The sequence below is a fragment of the Streptosporangium sp. OZ121 genome (assembly GCF_051918885.1).
In the GTDB taxonomy this organism is placed as follows: Bacteria; Actinomycetota; Actinomycetes; order Streptosporangiales; family Streptosporangiaceae; genus Streptosporangium.
The window spans coordinates 23,482-39,872 of record NZ_JBPXMC010000049.1 but is presented as its reverse complement, the minus strand read 5'-3'; the positions used below and the strand labels follow the sequence as shown (position 1 = coordinate 39,872).

The 16,391-nt window shown below is 71.2% G+C and carries 11 protein-coding genes and 3 pseudogenes; 7 read left to right on the top strand and 7 right to left on the bottom strand.

Going from position 1 to position 16,391, the window contains the following annotated elements; translation table 11 throughout:
• The first annotated feature begins 530 nt into the window (after window positions 1–530).
• Window positions 531–1,199 (top strand): CBS domain-containing protein, encoded by a 669-nt coding sequence (locus tag ACTOQ1_RS41475; protein WP_440073905.1) that lies wholly within the window; start codon window positions 531–533, stop codon window positions 1,197–1,199.
• Between the two features lie 187 nt (window positions 1,200–1,386).
• Window positions 1,387–2,580: an NAD(P)/FAD-dependent oxidoreductase gene (locus ACTOQ1_RS41470; RefSeq protein ID WP_440073904.1), complete on the top strand. Its 1,194-nt coding sequence runs from the start codon at window positions 1,387–1,389 to the stop codon at window positions 2,578–2,580.
• A gap of 110 nt (window positions 2,581–2,690) precedes the next feature.
• Here the strand turns inward: ACTOQ1_RS41470 and ACTOQ1_RS41465 are convergent, their stop codons facing one another.
• Both ACTOQ1_RS41465 and ACTOQ1_RS41460 read right to left on the bottom strand, forming a co-directional pair.
• Window positions 2,691–3,413 (bottom strand): VOC family protein, encoded by a 723-nt coding sequence (locus ACTOQ1_RS41465; RefSeq protein WP_440073902.1) that lies wholly within the window; start codon window positions 3,411–3,413, stop codon window positions 2,691–2,693.
• A gap of 279 nt (window positions 3,414–3,692) precedes the next feature.
• Window positions 3,693–4,262, bottom strand: a pseudogene (locus tag ACTOQ1_RS41460) (TetR/AcrR family transcriptional regulator); the annotation flags it as partial.
• A 165-nt stretch (window positions 4,263–4,427) separates the two neighbouring features.
• Here ACTOQ1_RS41460 and ACTOQ1_RS41455 point away from each other — a divergent pair.
• Both ACTOQ1_RS41455 and ACTOQ1_RS41450 read left to right on the top strand, forming a co-directional pair.
• Window positions 4,428–5,447, top strand: coding sequence for an aldo/keto reductase (locus ACTOQ1_RS41455; RefSeq protein ID WP_440073901.1), 1,020 nt, complete (start codon window positions 4,428–4,430; stop codon window positions 5,445–5,447).
• Between the two features lie 525 nt (window positions 5,448–5,972).
• On the top strand, window positions 5,973–6,761 hold the full coding sequence (locus tag ACTOQ1_RS41450) for an NPP1 family protein (protein WP_440073900.1): 789 nt from the start codon (window positions 5,973–5,975) through the stop codon (window positions 6,759–6,761).
• Between the two features lie 131 nt (window positions 6,762–6,892).
• Here ACTOQ1_RS41450 and ACTOQ1_RS41445 read toward each other — a convergent pair whose 3' ends face one another.
• Together ACTOQ1_RS41445 and ACTOQ1_RS41440 are read right to left on the bottom strand one after the other, a co-directional pair.
• Window positions 6,893–7,183 carry a hypothetical protein gene (locus tag ACTOQ1_RS41445; protein ID WP_440073899.1) on the bottom strand — a complete coding sequence of 97 codons (291 nt, stop codon included), beginning with the start codon at window positions 7,181–7,183 and terminating at the stop codon, window positions 6,893–6,895.
• Window positions 7,184–7,214: 31 nt separating this feature from the next.
• The gene (locus tag ACTOQ1_RS41440) at window positions 7,215–7,667 is read right to left on the bottom strand and encodes a carboxymuconolactone decarboxylase family protein (protein ID WP_440073898.1); all 453 of its coding nucleotides are present in this window, start codon (window positions 7,665–7,667) and stop codon (window positions 7,215–7,217) included.
• 95 nt (window positions 7,668–7,762) lie between these two features.
• Between ACTOQ1_RS41440 and ACTOQ1_RS41435 the strand changes: the two genes are divergently transcribed.
• From ACTOQ1_RS41435 to ACTOQ1_RS41425, 3 genes and pseudogenes are all read left to right on the top strand, one after another.
• On the top strand, window positions 7,763–10,561 hold the full coding sequence (locus tag ACTOQ1_RS41435; protein ID WP_440073896.1) for a BTAD domain-containing putative transcriptional regulator: 2,799 nt from the start codon (window positions 7,763–7,765) through the stop codon (window positions 10,559–10,561).
• An 89-nt stretch (window positions 10,562–10,650) separates the two neighbouring features.
• Window positions 10,651–11,238, top strand: a pseudogene (locus tag ACTOQ1_RS41430) (ABC transporter substrate-binding protein); the annotation flags it as partial.
• Window positions 11,239–11,247: 9 nt separating this feature from the next.
• Window positions 11,248–11,967 (top strand): annotated as a pseudogene (locus ACTOQ1_RS41425) (iron chelate uptake ABC transporter family permease subunit); the annotation flags it as partial.
• Between the two features lie 117 nt (window positions 11,968–12,084).
• Here the strand turns inward: ACTOQ1_RS41425 and ACTOQ1_RS41420 are convergent.
• The 3 genes from ACTOQ1_RS41420 to helR all read right to left on the bottom strand — a co-directional run bounded on the left by ACTOQ1_RS41420 (window position 12,085) and on the right by helR (window position 15,950).
• Window positions 12,085–12,432, bottom strand: a complete 348-nt coding sequence (locus tag ACTOQ1_RS41420) for an STAS domain-containing protein (RefSeq protein ID WP_440073911.1) — start codon at window positions 12,430–12,432, stop codon at window positions 12,085–12,087.
• A 1,110-nt stretch (window positions 12,433–13,542) separates the two neighbouring features.
• Window positions 13,543–13,713, bottom strand: coding sequence for a hypothetical protein (locus ACTOQ1_RS41415; RefSeq protein ID WP_440073894.1), 171 nt, complete (start codon window positions 13,711–13,713; stop codon window positions 13,543–13,545).
• A gap of 89 nt (window positions 13,714–13,802) precedes the next feature.
• Window positions 13,803–15,950: an RNA polymerase recycling motor ATPase HelR gene (helR, locus tag ACTOQ1_RS41410; RefSeq protein ID WP_440073892.1), complete on the bottom strand. Its 2,148-nt coding sequence runs from the start codon at window positions 15,948–15,950 to the stop codon at window positions 13,803–13,805.
• Window positions 15,951–16,391: the final 441 nt, after the last annotated feature.

The window sequence follows — 16,391 nt, the reverse complement described above, 5'->3', positions numbered from 1 at the left end:
CCTGGGGCATCGGCACCTGGTGGGCCACCACCCCCCTGGTGCGCCGCTACCCCGTCCTCCGATAACCACCCCCACCCACAGCACAAGGCCCGCCCCCTGGAAAGCGCCGAAGCGCCTACCGGGAGCGGGCCTTTTTCGTGCGTAGGGGTTCCGTGCGTACGGGGCCGGGGTACGGCCTCGCGGTCGCCGCGGGGCCGTGGCGCCGGGCGTTCGGGCTCGTCGGATCGGTGTGACGTGATGCGTGACGGCGGTTCCGGCCGGCATCAGCGGGTTCCGCGCCACGGGGGAGGGTCGCGCGGCCCGCTTCCAGGTGGCCGCCGGCACCCCGTTGGCTCCGCGAGGACGTCGGGGACGAAAGACCATGTCCTCACGCGGTGTGATCGGGACCTGTGGCCCTGTGGCCGGAGGGTCCGGTGGAGGTCTGATGGAAGAGGAGGGAAAGGAACGTCTCACGCCACGCGCACCGGGCTGTGGCGATCGTCCGCATCACGGGGACGCTCGAAGGGCTCGCGGAAACCGAGGAGAAGAAGATGTCGATCACAGTGAACGACGTGATGGGCCGTACCGCCATCGCGGTGCGGCAGGACGCGGGTTTCGCCGACATCGTGGCCGTGATGAGGCGCTTCGCCGTGGGCGCGGTGACGGTCGTCGACGCGGACCGCCGTCCGGTCGGGGTGGTCTCCCAGGACGATCTGCTGCTCAAGGAGAGCGACGCGGTGCGTCACAGCATCTCGATCTTCGAGAGTTCCGGCCGCCGTCGCGAGCACGAGAAGGCCGCGGCGGTCGTGGCCAGGAACCTGATGACCTCGCCCGCGATCACCGCCACCCCGGGCATGCCCGTCCGGGACGCGGCGCGGCTCATGCACGAAAGGAAGATCCAGCAGCTCCCGGTGATCGATCCGGTCACCGGGCGTCTCGCCGGCGTCCTGCACCGAGCGGACCTGCTGCGCGTCTTCGAGCGTCCCGAGGCCGAGCTGCGCGCCGAGGCCGAGGCCGTCGTCCGCGACCTGACCGCCGCCGGATCCGAGGTGGCCATCGGTGTCGAGAACGGCGTGGTGACGCTCGACGGCGCGGTCGAACGTCACTCGCAGGTCGTCCAGCTCGTCCAGGCGATCCGCCTGCTCGAAGGCGTCGTCGACGTCACCTCACGGCTCGAGTACGGCGACGACGACCTGCTCGTCCTTTCGCCCCTGCTGTAGAGCGCCGTGGCGGGTGCGGCAGGTCCTCGGTGTCACCGCCGGGGGAACCCGCTTCGACGCGGTGTGGGTGTCGAAGCCGGCGCGGATGTTGTGCGGAGCCCGGCTGGAGTGATCTGTGTCACGTGCTGTCACAACGATCGATTACGCGGTGTCTTGTGGTCGAACCTCTGGAAACGAAGGAGACACCATGACCGAGAACACCGACGTGGTCGTGATCGGCGGCGGATACGCCGGCGTCATGGCGGCCAATCGCCTGACCCGGCGCGGGGACGTGACGGTGACCCTGATCAACCCGCGCCCGGCCTTCGTCGACCGGATCCGCCTGCACCAGCTGGTGGGCGGGTCCCACGAGGCGGTCGTCGACTACGCGGACGTCCTGGCCGGGGGCGTGCGGCTGGTCGTCGACACCGTGACGCGGATCCGCGCCTTCGAGCGCAGCGTGACGTTGGCGAGTGGCGCCACGGTCGGCTACGACTACCTGATCTACGCGGTGGGCAGTGGCAGCGCCGATCCGCGCGTGCCCGGAGCGGCCGAGTTCGCCTATCCGATCGCCACCCTGGAGGAGGCGCAGCGGCTGCGGCCCGTCGTCGACGCCGCTCCCGCCACGGCCGTGGTGACGGTGGTCGGGGCCGGTCCGACCGGTATCGAGGTCGCCGCCGAGCTGGCGGAGGCCGGCCGTAGCGTGAGGCTGGTGTGCGGCGAGGTGCTCGGCCCGTACCTGCATCCGCGGGGCCGGCGCTCGGTCGCCAGGCGGCTGGCCGAACTCGGGGTGAGCGTGCTCGACGGCCCCGGCGCGACGGTGACGGCCGTGACCCGCGACGCCGTGCGGCTCGGCGACGGCCGCGAGTTGCCGAGTACGGTGACCGTCTGGACCGCCGGCTTCGGCGTGCCGGACCTGGCCGGTCGCAGCGGGCTGAGCACCGACGCTCTGGGCCGGCTGCGCACGGATGAGACGTTGACCAGCGTGGACGATGTGCGCATCGTCGCGGCCGGGGATTCGGCGGCACCGTCGGACCTGCCGTTTCGGATGAGCTGCCAGGCCGCGGTCCAGCTGGGTCCGCACGCCGCCGACACGGTGCTCAGCCGGATCGCGGGCGAGGAGCCGGCGCCTCTCGCCCTGGCGTTCGTCGCCCAGTGCATCAGCCTGGGGCGCCGGGCCGGCGTCTTCCAGCTCGCCCACAGGAACGACGTCGCGATGCGGTTCCACATCGGGGGCCGCCTTGGCGCGAGGATCAAGGAGTCCATTTGCGCGAGCGTTCTCTGGCAGCTGGCCTACCAGGCGCGTAAGCCCGGTTCGCTTGACTTCCCGGCCTGGGCCAAGGACGGCAGGCGCCGGCAGGTGCTGCGGGCCAGGCGCGGCGAGACGCTGGTCACCGGCTGAACGGGCGAGTCGGCGAGCGCCTTTGGCGGCCAGGGGCGGTCCCGGCCGATCGGATGGCGTACCCGTGACCGAAGTGGATCGCAGGCGCGCCGTTTGCGGGGCCGGTCACGCTAGCGGGGGGTGAGGAGACAGAACTCGTTGCCGTCGGGGTCGGCCATCACCACCTGGCCGGCCTCGTGCCGGCCGATGTCGATTCGCGTCGCTCCGAGGGAGACGAGACGGTCGACCTCCGCTTGCTGATCATCGTGCGCGGGCGGGGCGAGGTCGAAGTGCAGCCTGTTCTTGCCGGTCTTCGGCGCCACGGGCGGACCGCCCCAGGTGATCTTCGGGCCGCCGTGCGGTGAGCGGATCGCGGTCTCCTGGTCCTGGTCCCAGACCAGCGGCCAGCCCAGCGCCTGGCTCCAGAAGTATCCGACCTGCTGCGAACCGTCGCACGCGAGCGCCCCGACGAATCCGCAGTCGGCGAGGAATTCGTTGTCCGGCCCGATGACGCAGAACTCGTTGCCCTCGGGGTCGGCGAGCACGACGTGATCCTCTTCCGGGCGTTGCCCGACGTCGATGTGCCGCGCGCCGAGTTCGAGTGCCCTGGCCACCGTGTGCCGCTGGTCCTGCAGGGACGTGCTCGTCAGGTCGAAGTGCATCTGGTTCGGGCCGGTCTTCTTCTCCCGGCTCGCAAGGCATCGGATCCGGAACCCGGTGTCATCGTTCGGCAGGAGCGTGATGGCGTCGTGGGGGTCGTCGGCCGGTTCCCAGCCCAGGACTGCGGCCCAGAAGCGCGCGAGGCGGAGCGGGTCGTTCGCGTCGAAGCAGAGCGCGACGAGCTGAGCGGGCATCCCGGATCTCCAACCTGTTGACTCGCAGGCGCAGGCGGGGCACGTCCTCCTGCGCATGACGGAGGCCAACGCTAGTCCGCTCGAGGTCCAGGACGCCAACGCATTTAGGTCAGGGGGTGATGCTTCCGGCGCACGATCCGCGATGCGCGATCAGGACAGTGGACGTCCGGCTCGGGCGTCGTCGACGCCGTCGGCGAGAAGGCCGCTCACCGGCGGTGACGATGCCCCGGACGGCCGCGCGGCCGGCGTCTCGCGGCGCGCGGCTTCTCCCTGGTGGAGGCGCAGTCCCGCGATGAGGAGCGTGACCATGCGACGTGCGTCGTAGCGGGGGTCGTTCTGGGCGCCGATGCAGAGGTTGCCGACGCCGCGCAGCAGTTGGTAGGCGTCCATGCCGGGGAGGGTCTCGCCCGCCGCGGCGGCGGCGTCGAGCAGCCGGGCGCACACGGGGACGAGGCGGTCGAGGAAATAGGCGTGCAGGGTCGCGAAGGCGGCGTCGTTGGATTGCAGTGCCTCGGCGAGGCCGTGCTTGGTGACCAGGAAGTCGACGAAGAGGTCGATCCATCGTGCCAGGGCGGCGTGCGGTGTGCCGCTGCCGGCCAGCAGTGCCGGGCCGGCCTCGGCGCATGCCTCGACCTGGTGGCGGTAGACGGCGACGATGAGGTCGGCCCGCGTCGGGAAGTGGCGGTAGATGGTGCCGACGCCGACGCCGGCCCTGGCCGCGATGTCGCGTACGGGAACATCGACGCCGGAGGCGACGAAAGCGGCGGCGGCCGCGTCCAGCAACGTCTCCTCGTTGCGCCGGGCGTCGGCCCGCTTCCGCGGGGCCGGCGACCCTGATCCGCTGTCGATGTCGGCCACCGCGCCGCTCCCTTCGTCGTTCCGTTTGGCAAACGGAACCGTGTTCCGTATATTGGTTATCGGAACACCGTTCCGCTTGTTCAGGATGCCAGAAGAGGCGAGCCATCACCAAGCCGGGCATCGCGCGCTCCCTTCACCTTCCCAGGAGGAACAGTCATGCAGTACCGCACCTTGGGCCGCACCGGCGTGCAGGTCAGCACCCTCGCGCTCGGCGCGATGAACTTCGGCCGGATCGGGCGCACCACCCAGGACGAGGTCACCGCCATGGTCGACGCCGCGCTGGAGGCGGGGATCAACCTCATCGACACCGCCGACATGTACAGCCAGGGCGAGTCGGAGGAGATGGTCGGCAAGGCCATCGCCGGCCGCCGCGACGACATCGTCCTGGCCACGAAGGCGGGCATGCCGATGGGCGCCGAGCGCAACCATCGGGGCGGCTCGCGCCGCTGGCTGGTCACCGGGCTGGACGACAGCCTGCGCCGTCTGGACGTCGACCATGTCGACCTCTACCAGATCCACCGGTGGGATCCGGACACCGGCGACGAGGAGACCCTGTCGGCGCTGACCGACCTGCAGCGCGCGGGAAAGATCCGCTACTTCGGCTCCTCGACGTTCCCCGCGTACCGCATCGTGCAGGCCGAGTGGGCCGCCCGGGAGAACCACCTGAGCCGTTACGTCACCGAGCAGCCCAGCTACTCGATCCTGCAGCGGGGGATCGAGGCCCACGTCCTGCCCGTGACCGAGCAGTACGGGCTCGGCGTGCTGGCGTGGAGCCCGCTGGCCTCGGGCTGGCTGTCGGGCGCGATCCGCGAGGGCCGGGAGATCACCACCAGCCGCTCGGCGTTCATGCCGGAGCGCTTCGACACCGCCGTCCCCGCCAACCGGGCCAGGCTCGATGCCGTCGAGCGGCTGGCCGCGGTCGCCGACGAGGCCGGTCTGACGATGATCCAGCTCGCGCTCGGGTTCGTCACCGCGCACCCCGCCGTGACCAGCGCGATCATCGGCCCCCGCACCATGGACCACCTGCGCTCCCAGCTCGCCGCCGCGGACACCGTGCTCTCGGCCGACGTGCTCGACGCGATCGACGAGATCGTCGCTCCCGGCGTCGACCTCGCCGCACACGAGAAGTTCGACACGCCGCCCGCCCTGCTCGACGCGGCGCGACGACGCCGCTGATCACCGGTCACGCCGGTCACCGGGCGGCGGCGTACGCGCCCCCTGCCGGCCGGCACGTCGCGAGGGCAGGCCTTCGAGGTCCCAGGTCCCCTGTGCGCGTCCCACCCGCCGAAGTACGACAGCTGACGCGTCCACCCGGCCTCCTCGAAACGATGGGCGCGGCCTGCTGATGAGGGAGCCGGTCCACGGTGCGGCTCGTGGCGGTGTGCGGTCCGGGGGCGGGCGTTCATGAGCTTTCGCGCGTGGTTCACCTTTCGCCCGTCGCCGATACATGTCGGCGTCATCTGCCACGAAGATCTTGATCAAGCGTCGGTTCCGTGGTGCCGTGAAAGTGCGAGGCGTGCTCACGTCGGTGCGGACAACGCCGCCGGTGCGAGCACCGCGCCGGCGCGCTGTCAGGTCAGGAAGCCAGTCCTTCGAGAAAGCGGAAGAATGCGAAAGCTGTCGTCATTCACGTCCACCGCGAGGGTATCGAAACCGGCGACCGGGTCGCGGAGGAGCGCGTCCTTCCCCGCGCTCTTCCCCGTGTCCTTCACCGCGTTCTTCACGCGCGGGCGTTCCCGGCTCGGGATCGTGCTCGGCGCCACCGCCCTGGGGGTCGTGATCCCCGCGTCGGCGGCCCACGCCGAGCCGCCGCACAACCTGCCCCAGTCGGCCGGAGGGTACGAGGCCTCGTTCTCGCCGGCCTACGACTACGACGGCGACGGCTGCTACGCCACCCCCGCCATCGGGCCGGACGGGACCCTCGCTACGGGGCTGAACCCGACCGGCGCGGTCAACGGCAACTGCCGCGACCGCTCGGACCTGGACAACTCGCAGACCTACGCCCGTTCCAAGTGCAACAACGGCTGGTGCGCCATCGTGTACGCCAGCTACTTCGAGAAGGACCAGGCGCTGCCCGGCATCAGCCTCGGCGGCCACCGTCACGACTGGGAACACGTCATCTCCTGGGTCGACCAGGCCTCCGACCGGGTGGAGTATCTTTCGACCACGCAACACGGCGGCGTCGTGACCTACCCGCGCTCGCAGGTGCGCTTCGACGGGTCGCACCCCAAGGTCGTCTACCACAAGGACGGGGCGTCCACGCACTTCTTCCGGCTCGCCAACGGCAATGACGAGCCGCCGGAGAACCACTACGGCGACTGGCGCCACCCTCCGCTGGTGGACTGGAACGGCTGGCCGGGCACCGGGCTGCGCGACAGGCTGATGAACGCGAACTTCGGCTCCGCGACCATCAAGATCAACGATGGCAGGTTCGGGGACCTCCTCTCGCGCGCCAGGCCCGGCGGCATCCCCTTCGACCCCTGGGCCTGACCGGCTCGTCGGCGACCGGCTCCTTCTCCCGAGGCGCCCGCGGCGCGGCCGACATGACCGGCGTGACCGGCGTGACCGGGAGAGGAGCCGGGGCTCGGTCAGGGGCTCCGGGAGCCGGCCGCCGGCAGGTCTCAGCGCTCGTCGACGACGTGGCCGTTCAGGGTGGTGCCGTCCTTGGTGAGGGCCATGGTCAGCGGCGCCTCCGGGAAGGTGGGCAGGGCGGCCAGCGCGGCGCCCATCTGCTCGGCGGTCGCCCAGTACCAGGTGTCGGTGTAGGTGCCGTCCTCGAGGTGGATCAGCACGGTGCGGGTGAGCCCGGGATGTCCCTCCCGGACGGTCGCGATCAGCGAGCTCCGGCGGGCCAGGAACTCCTCGGTGTCGGCGTCGGCGACGGAGTAGCGGTGTGAGCGGGCGACGGACATGTCGGTGCCTCCTGTGCGCGCGGGCCGATGCTCACCAGCTGCCGGCGATCTGCCGGATCGGGGCGTTCAGGCGGTTGAAGAGGTTGGTGACGGCGGCCATCAACAGGATCGAGGCCAGCTGCCGCTCGTCGAAGTGGTCGGCGGCGTTGTTCCAGACCTCGTCGGAGACGGCGTCGTCGCGGTCGGCCAGCCGGGTCGAGGCCTCCGCCAGCTCCAGCGCGGCCCGCTCGGCGTCGGTGTAGTACGGGGCCTCGCGCCAGGCGGTGACCAGGCCGATGCGCTCGTCGCTCTCGCCGAGCTTGCGCAGGTTCTTCAGACCGGCGTCGACGCAGAAGCTGCAGCCGTTGATCTGGCTGACCCGCAGGTGGATCATCTCCATGAGTTCTGAGGGCAGGCCCTGCGACTGGGCGGCCTTCATCAGTTCCTGGATGGGCCGGCCGGCGGCGGGGATGAGCGTGGCGGGGTTCTTCATGCGGGCTTCCATGGTGTTTCCTTCGTCTCGGTTCGTGTGAGATCAGAGTGGCTGCCCGGATTGATACATTCGCTATGCGCGCGCGATGCGACGTTGTTGGAGGGACGATGCTGCGTTTCACCCTGCTCGGTCCCGTCCAGGTGCTCGTCGACGGTGTGCCTGTGAGGGGTATCGCCCCACGTCATCGGGCTGTTTTGGCCTATCTTCTGCTCAACGGCGGCCGGGTGATCGGCATCGAGCGTTTGATCGAGGCGATGTGGGGTCACGATCGGCCGGACACCGCCCGATCGCAGATCCACGCCTCGGTCACCGCGATTCGCAAGGTGCTGCGCGGCGTGGGAGCGGCAGGGCTTCTCGAGACGCGTGCCGGTGGCTACATCGCGCAGCCCGAGCCCGGCCAGCTCGACGCGCGGGAGTTCACCGAGCTGGTGGCCGCGGGCCGGCTGCGCGGGGCTCTGGATCTGTGGAGTGGCGAGGCGCTGGAGGATGTGCACGCGCACTATGTCGGCGGTGCCCGGGAGCTCTGGAGCAACCGGCGGCTGTCGGCGTACGAGCGCCTGGTGGAGGCCGAGCTCGCCGCCGGGCGGCACGGCGGCCTGCTCGACGAGCTCGCCGCTCAGGTGAGCGCCGCTCCGCTTCGTGAGAGGCTCAACGGCCACCTCGTCCTGGCCTTGCACCGGGCGGGGCGGCAGGCCGACGCCCTGGCGGCGGCGCGTTCCTATCGCGCGGCTCTGGCGCAGGACCAGGGGCTCGATCCTGGGCGTGCCTTCGTCGAGCTGGAGCGGGCGGTCCTGGCGGATGATCCGGCCTTGCGGCCGGCCGGTGCGGTGCCGGCGGTGGCGGCGGTGGCGGAGGCTTCCGGCTCGCCGCGTCGCTCCACCTTCTTGCCTTATGACATTTCCGATTTCTCCGGACGGAATGTCGAGCTGGAGCGGCTCGTGGGCGAGTATCGAGGGCCGGGGGTCGTCACGATCGACGGCATGGCCGGGATCGGTAAGACCGCGCTCGCCGTCCACGCGGCCCACCGGCTGGCCGCCCGCCATCCGGACGGGCGGCTGTTCATCGATCTGCAGGCGCACACCGCCGGCCGGGAGCCGATCGAGGCCTCCGCCGCGCTGGAGGCCCTCCTTCGCCAGCTCGGGGTGCCCGCCGACCGTATTCCGGTCACGTCGGTCGAGCGGAGCGCTCTGTGGCGTGCCGAGCTGGCCGATCGCCGCGTGCTGGTCGTGCTGGACAACGCCTTCGACGCCGAGCACGTGCGTCCTTTGCTGCCGGGGCGTTCCGACACCCTCGTTCTGATCACCAGCAGGAGGCGGCTCGTCGATCTGGACGGCGCCCACGCCCTGTCGGTCGACGTGCTGGGGCAGGAGGACGCCGCCGGGCTGTTCGGGCGGATCGTGGGTGAGCGCGCCCGCCGTGAGCCGGAGGCCGTACGTGAGGTGTTGCGGTTGTGCGGGTACCTGCCGCTCGCCATCCGGATCTCGGCTGCCCGCCTGCAGCACCGGCCGCGCTGGAGCGTGTCCTACCTGGCGGGCCGGCTGCGGGAGCATCGCCGGCTTCTGGACGGGGTGTCGGCGGCCTTCGCCCTGTCGTACGAGCAGTTGGACGAGGCCGAGCAGCGCATGTTCCGCCTGCTCGGGCTGGTGCCGGGCCGCGATATCGATCCGTGCGGCGCGGCCGCGCTGGCGGGGATCTCGCAGGAGGAGGCGGAGGAGCTTCTCGAGGGTCTTCTCGACGCCCACATGCTCCTGCAGCTCGAACCGGGCCGCTACACCTTTCACGACCTGCTGCGAGAGCACGCCCGCTCGATCGCCGAGGACGACGGTGCCGTCATGCGGCTGCTCGCCTACTACCTGCACCGCTCCCGGGCGGCGATGGACCGTCTCTTCCCCGACAGCGTCGCTCAGCGGGAGGGCATTCCCCAGCCGGCCGCTCCGATCGCGCCCGTCCGTGACGCCGCGGAGGCGCTCGCCTGGCTCGACGCCGAGCGTGCCAACATCATCGCGACCGCCGTCCACGGGCCCGAGATCTGTCTGGGTCTCCTGGCTCTGACGATGCGCCCCTTCCTCGACCGGCAGGCGCACCACGACGACGCGCTCACGCTCCACACCCTGACGCTCCAGCGCAGCCGCACGCTCGGCGACCGCGCGGTTCAGGCGCGAGCGCTCACCGACCTGGCGTGGACCCACTGGCGGCTCGGCGAGTACGAGCGGGCGCAGGAGCACGCCCACCAGGCTCTCGAGGTGTGCGAGGAGGCCCGCGAACGGGCGCGGGCGCTGCTCACCCTGGGCAACGTGGCCCTGCGGCGGCGGGACGAGCGGGCGGAGCAGTACCTCAAGCAGGCGCTCGACCTGACCCGGATCGGTGCCGACACCTGGGGGGAGGCTCACGTGCTGGGCATCCTCGCCCTCGTCCTCGATCGGGCCGGCCGCCCGCAGGAGGCCCGGCGCCATCTCGATCTGGCGCTGGCGCTCCATCGCAAGGTCGGCAATCCCGCCGGGGAGGCGGTGATCCTCAACCATCTCGGTGTCGTTCTGCGCCACCAGGGCGAGTTCGGCCAGGCACGGATGCGCCATGAGCAGGCGGCGGCCCTTTACCGCAGGCTCGGCAACGCCGCCGACGAGGCGGCCGCGCTCAACGGGCTGGCCGAGGCGGCGGGCGACCCGGCGCGGGCGGCCGAGGAGCACGCGGCCGCGCTCGCGCTCGCCGACGTGACGCGTAACCGGCCGGAGCGGGCGCGCGCTCACGACGGGCTCGCGCGTGCCCATCTCGCGCTCGGGCGCTCGGGGCAGGCCGGGGAGCACGGGCGGCTGGCTTTGCGTCTCTACCGGGAGCTCGGTGTTCCGGAGGCCGAGGAGGTCCGTGCCCTCCTGGAACGTGCCGGGGAGTTCGCGAGCGGGCCGTGACCGTCGCTGTGACGGCGCCCGTCCCGGTGCCCCTCTCGGCGCCCCGGCGCTCGTCGTAGCGGTCCGGCGGTTTTGGGGTCGACGAGAAGAGCAAGAAGCTCGCCGAGCCGGCTCCGGTGGTGGGCGTCTCCCGGGGCAGGTCCATCGAGGACCTGGCCGAGGGGCACGAGAGCCTCGCCAAGAGCCTGGGCGCCAAGGTGGACGCTCCCGAGATCGCCGCGAACAAGAAGCGTTTCGAGGAGTCGGTCGAGAGGTTCAAGGCGGCGGTCGCGGACAAGCCCGGACTGACGGCCCTCGGCATGTCGCCCGCCGACGACAAGCTGTACGCCGCCAACCCCGAGTACGCGCCCGAGCTGCTGGACTTCCAGCGCTGGGGCCTGAAGGTGATCAATCCCGCCAAGCCGGACGCGGGTTTCCCCTACTGGGAGAACCTCAGCTGGGAGAACGCCGACAAGTACCAGCCTGACCTGATCCTGTGGGACGGCAGGTCCTTCACGCCCACGGCCAACGCCGAGTGGGGCAGGAAGCAGCCCACCTGGTTCAAGTTCAAGGCGGCCAAGGCCGGTGCGGTGGCGGCGTGGCCGGCGTACTGGCTGCACACGTTCGGCGACTTCGCCACCGAGGTGGACAAGCTCACCGAGGCGGTCAAGGTCGCTGACGAGAACCTCGGCGACTGATCCCCTTCGATGCCCAGCACGCTTTCGACACGGCGGGCCCCGGTCCTGGGGCTCGTCGCGATACTCGCCGGCGCGGCCACGGCGGCCTGCGGGCCGATCGTGTTCATCGGGCTGGTGGTGCCGCACCTGGCGCGGGCGCTCTGCGGCCCGGACCACCGCTGGGTCCTGCCGTACTCGATGCTGCTGGCGCCCGTCGTGCTGCTGCTGGCCGACGTGCTCGGCCGGGTCGCGGGCGCCCCCGGGGACCTGAAGGTCGGCGGGATCGCCATCACCGGGCTCGCGTTGGGCGGGGCCATCGTGGCCGCGCTGCTGATGTACGTGCTCGCCTGGCGCGACGGGGTGAGCGGCTACCGCTTCGTCCTGATCGGCATCGGCGCGGCGGCCTTCTTCGAGGGCCTCACCGGGTTCGTGCTGACCCGCGCCCAGCTGTTCGAGGCGCGCCAGGCGATGCACTGGCTGACCGGCTCGGTCGGGCAGGCCGGCGACACCGAGCTGCGGTTGCTGCTCGTCGCGCTGGCCGTCCTGCTGCCCCTGTCGACGCTGCTGCAACGGCAGCTTCGCGTGCTCGAACTCGGTGACGGCGCCGCGCGAGGACTGGGCGTGCCCACCGAGCTCGCCCGCGCCGTCCTGCTGGCCACCGCCGTGGTCCTGGTCGCGCTGGCCGTCGCGGCGGCCGGGCCCCTGGTCTTCGTCGCGCTCGTCGCGGGGCCCGTCGCCAACCGGCTGCTGGGCCCGGCCACCGGCGGCGTGGCCGCCGCCGCGCTGGATGGTTTCCGACCCGGTCGCCGGAACTCCCGTCGTGGTGCCCGCCTAGGAGATCACCGATGCCGCCGGCGCCGGGCCGGTTCAGCCGGCGGGGCCTCCCGGGATCGGCGTCGGCGGCGGTGTCGGCTCCTGATCCGGCCTCATCCCCTCTTCGAGAAGGGGGCTCGGGTCCTGCTGTCGCAGGGCGCTCACCGCCTCGGACAGGGTCAGGCGAACCTCGAAGTGATCCACCATGCGCGTCAACACGAAGAGACGGCGCGCACGCCCCTGCGGGGGAAGGACCACGATCAGGCGCCCCTGGCGCCGGTGGACCTCTCGCCGCATCTCCACCAGGGCGCCCACCCCGACCGAGGCGATGAAGGTCACCTGGGTGAGGTCGACGACCAAAGACAGGTCGTCGAAGGTGAGCAGTGCCTCATCGAGCTTCACCGCGACGCCCGGGACCGTCACGGCGTCCAGCTCACCGATGACGCGCAGCACCCGCACCGGCCCCAGACGCCAGCTCTGCACCTGCGGCGTGACTCGATCACCCGGCACGACGCCACCTCCTTGCGGTCACGCCCTGTGCCAACCGGATCATTGTCCGGGTTGTTTCAGGCGGCGTCCATTCGGCCCTCGCGGTCCGGTGGGGGAAACCGCCTGCCTCGGGGTCACCGCCGCCCCCGAGGACGGGGGCGGCGGTGGCCGGATCCGTTCCTACTGGTGACCGGTGGTGGAGCGGGCGTGTTCGCCCACCTGCCGGGCCTGCTCGCGAGCGTGGTCGCCCGTTCGGTGCGCGGCCTCCGGGGCGGTCTCCTTGACCTGCTGGGCACCGTGCTTGACGGTGCCGGCGGCGCCGGAGGCCGTGTCGCGCACGCTGTCCGCGGCGTACGACGCCTGCCGGCCGACCGCGTGGGCGGCGTGGGAGGGCGTCCCCGTCACCCGCTCGCGCACCGACCGCAGGCGCCGGCGCACGTTGTCGGTACGGCGCCGCGCGATCCGCGCCGGTGCGGTCGGCGAGACGCTCCACGTCCGCGGCCGGCTCGGCCCGGGTGGCGTCGATCTCGGCCCTTATCTCGCCAGGTCTTAACAATATGGTGATATGCGGCATTGTCGTTGATTCAATGGGCCGCCGGTATCGACAAGTGGATACCAGGGTGAAGGACTGGTTCTACTCGTTCTTATTTGCCCGGATATCAGGGCTTAAGTCAGGTTCGTTGCCGAGGTTGGGCCTATGGCCTCCGCCCCTGTGCCGCCCCCCGGATTTCTTCTCGGTGATGATCCCGGACCAAGGCTTTGTGTTATATGGGGTGAACGTCCGGATGTCCGGGAACTAGCGTTTTACGTGACGTCGATTCAACATATTTCCCGAAACTGCATTGGCGCGTTGTCAGCCGCGGAAGCAGGCCGGGCCCGACCTCAGACACGGAGTGATCTTTCATGTTCAAACAGGCTCTCGCCGCCGGCGCGTTGACGGCTTCCGGTTTCATCATCGCCATGGCGATGTCGGCTCAGCCCGCCGGGGCGAGCGCGACAGTCCGGGAAGCCGCTCAGGTACACCTACTTCTGAGCGATCCCCCGCCTGGCCACCACCACCATCACCCCTGGCCCGGCCACCACCATCACCATCACCCCTGGCCCGGCCACCACCATCACCACCATCCCTGGCCCGGCCACCACCATCACCACCATCCCTGGCCCGGCCACCACCACCATTGGCCCCATGGCCACCACTAGTTCCCTGTCCCGGGCGGTGTCCTCGCGGTGCTGTTCACGACCGCGGCGGCGCGGCGGCCTCGCCGTAGCGGGTGCGGCCGACGTCAGGAACTCGTGAGGATGACGAGTCGCCCGGTCGCCCGGGTCATGGCGACATAGCGGTCGACCGCTCCCTCGATGCCCGGGCCGAACGCCTCCGGGTCGACGAGGACGACCAGGTCGAACTCGAGCCCCTTCGACAGCTCAGGGGTCAGCGACCGGACGCGGGACGTCGCCCGGAACGTGGGATCGCCGATGACACAGGCGATCCCGTCGGCGTGCGCGGCGAGCCAGGCGTCGAGGATCGAGCCCAGATCCGCAGCGGATCCGTGGACGACGGGGACGTCGCTGCTGCGGATGGAGGTGGGAACGTTGGCGTCCGGGAGCACGGCCCGGATGACCGGCTCGGCTTCCGCCATGATCTCCTGAGGCGTCCGGTAGTTGACGCTCAGGGAGGCGAGCTCGATCCGGTCGAGCCCGATCCGCTCGAGCCGTTCCCGCCACGACTCGGTGAACCCGCGCCTGGCCTGGGCGCGGTCCCCGACGACGGTGAAGCTCCGGGACGGGCAGCGCAGCAGCAGCATCTGCCACTCCGCGTCGGTCAGCTCCTGCGCCTCGTCCACGACGATGTGCGCGAACGGGCCGGCGAGCAGGTCCGGTTCGGTGCCGGGCGGCGCGGCCTGATCGGCCAGGGCGTCCTTCATGTCCTGTCCGCGCAGCATCGTCACCGCCCCCTCGCCGTCGTCGTCGGCCTCGAGCAGGGCGTCGACGACGGTGGCCATGTGCTCGCGTTCGGTGGCGACGGCGGCCTCGTGGCGGCGCCTGCGTCGCGCCGTCTCCGGGTCGCCGAGCCGCTGCCGGGCCGCGTCCAGGAACGGCAGGTCGGACACCGTCCAGGCCTGGGCGTCCTCACGCCGCAGCCTCCGAAGGTCGTCGGGGCTGAGCCAGGGGGCGCACATCCGCAGGTAGGCCGGTACCGACCACAGGTCCCCGACGAGGTCGGCCGCCTCGATCAGCGGCCAGGCGCGGTTGAAGGTCGTGAGCAGCTCCCTGTCCCGCAGCAGCGACCTGCGCAGCAGGTCGGCCGAGACCTCGCCCTCGTGCTTGTCCGTCAGGATCGTGAGCAGTTCCTCCCAGATCCGGTCGCGCGCCTCGTTGTGCGGAGTACCGGGCTCCGGGGCCGCGAACGCCTCGGCCCAGTCCTCGGCGCTCAGCCAGATGTCGGACCAGGGGGTCGTGACCGTCATCCCCTTGCCGGGCGGGTTCTCGTAGAACCTGACGGCCGGCTCGATCGCCCTCACCAGGTCCGCGGACGACTTCAGCAGGGCCACCTCCGGGTCGGCCTCGACCGCCGCCGAGGCTCCCTCGGCGACGAGGTCTCGCAGGGTGCAGGTCCGCACGCCCTCCTCTCCGAGGCTGGGCAGGACGTCGGCGACGTAGGCCAGGTAGGGCTGGTGCGGGCCGACGAACAGCACGCCGCCCCGGCGGTGACCCAGGCGAGGGTCGGAGTAGAGGAGGTAGGCGGAGCGGTGCAGAGCCACGACGGTCTTGCCCGTGCCCGGACCGCCGTCGACGACGAGAGCGCCGCGCGATCCCGCGCGGATGATGGCGTCCTGGTCGGCCTGGATGGTGGCGAGCACGTCCCGCATCCGGGGCGACCGGTTGCCGCCCAGGCTGGCGATGAAGGCGGACTGGTCGTCGAGCGCGGCGTGCCCTTCGAACCCGTCCGAGGTGAACACCTCGTCCCAGTAGTCGCTGATCCTGCCGCGGGTCCAGCGATACCTGCGGCGGCTCGCCAGCCCCATCGGGTTGGCGTGGGTGGCTCCGAAGAACGGCTCGGCCGCGGGGGAGCGCCAGTCGAGCAGCAGCCGGCGGCCCGCGCTGTCGGTGAGGCCGAGCCGTCCGATGTACACGGGCTCGGGGTCGTCCGCGCCGACCATGTGCCCCAGGCACAGGTCCAGGCCGAAGCGGCGCAGCGCGCGCAGCCGGGCGGTCAGCCGGTGGATCTCCAGGTCCCGGTCCAGCACCTGCCGGCCCTTGCCGCCGGGCGCCTTGCGCTCGGCGTCGAGACGGTCGGACAGGTCGGCGATCGACCGTTCGAGGCTGTCCGCGATGGCCGCGAAGTGCTGCTCGTCGCCGGCGATCAGCGCCGGGTCGGCCTTGGGGGAGAGGTGGTCAGGAAGGTCGAACGCGCTGGTGGTCAGCGGTTTCACGTAGTTTGCTCCGATCTGATGACGCTTGGGCTGTCGCGCGTGGTAGGGGGGATGAACCGCACCGGCGGGCGGCTCCGTGAACTCCCTGTCCGGCGGCGCGCACACCCGTAGCCGCGTGCCGGGTTGCGGTAGTCGCATCGTGGGTGCCACCGGTTCGACGTTCCCGCGCGACCCATGCGCCGACAACGCCATGCGCACTTCGTATCCCTCTGTTTTCGCAGGCTCTGGCCTCGGCCGACGATTCTGCAGGATGACCCGGGTCTTGTGGCAAGCCCCCCGGTGCGCTATACATTGAGAGTGGAAAGGAGTGGGTTCTCCCCTTTCCTCCTCATTGTCCGCTCTGGGCGGGCGACCTCCTCGCGAAGCGGCGCGACCTCCTTACGAAGCGGCGATGTGTCGCGTACGCCGGCACCGCCGGCCCGAGGGGATCACAAGGCGCCG

Coding starts and splice junctions, on each gene's coding strand:
- ACTOQ1_RS41440 (WP_440073898.1), bottom strand. CDS start 7,667: ATGGAAGCCCGCATGAAGAACCCCGCCACGCTCATCCCCGCCGCCGGC.
- ACTOQ1_RS41470 (WP_440073904.1), top strand. CDS start 1,387: ATGACCGAGAACACCGACGTGGTCGTGATCGGCGGCGGATACGCCGGC.
- ACTOQ1_RS41435 (WP_440073896.1), top strand. CDS start 7,763: ATGCTGCGTTTCACCCTGCTCGGTCCCGTCCAGGTGCTCGTCGACGGT.
- ACTOQ1_RS41455 (WP_440073901.1), top strand. CDS start 4,428: ATGCAGTACCGCACCTTGGGCCGCACCGGCGTGCAGGTCAGCACCCTC.
- ACTOQ1_RS41445 (WP_440073899.1), bottom strand. CDS start 7,183: ATGTCCGTCGCCCGCTCACACCGCTACTCCGTCGCCGACGCCGACACC.
- ACTOQ1_RS41465 (WP_440073902.1), bottom strand. CDS start 3,413: ATGCCCGCTCAGCTCGTCGCGCTCTGCTTCGACGCGAACGACCCGCTC.
- ACTOQ1_RS41475 (WP_440073905.1), top strand. CDS start 531: ATGTCGATCACAGTGAACGACGTGATGGGCCGTACCGCCATCGCGGTG.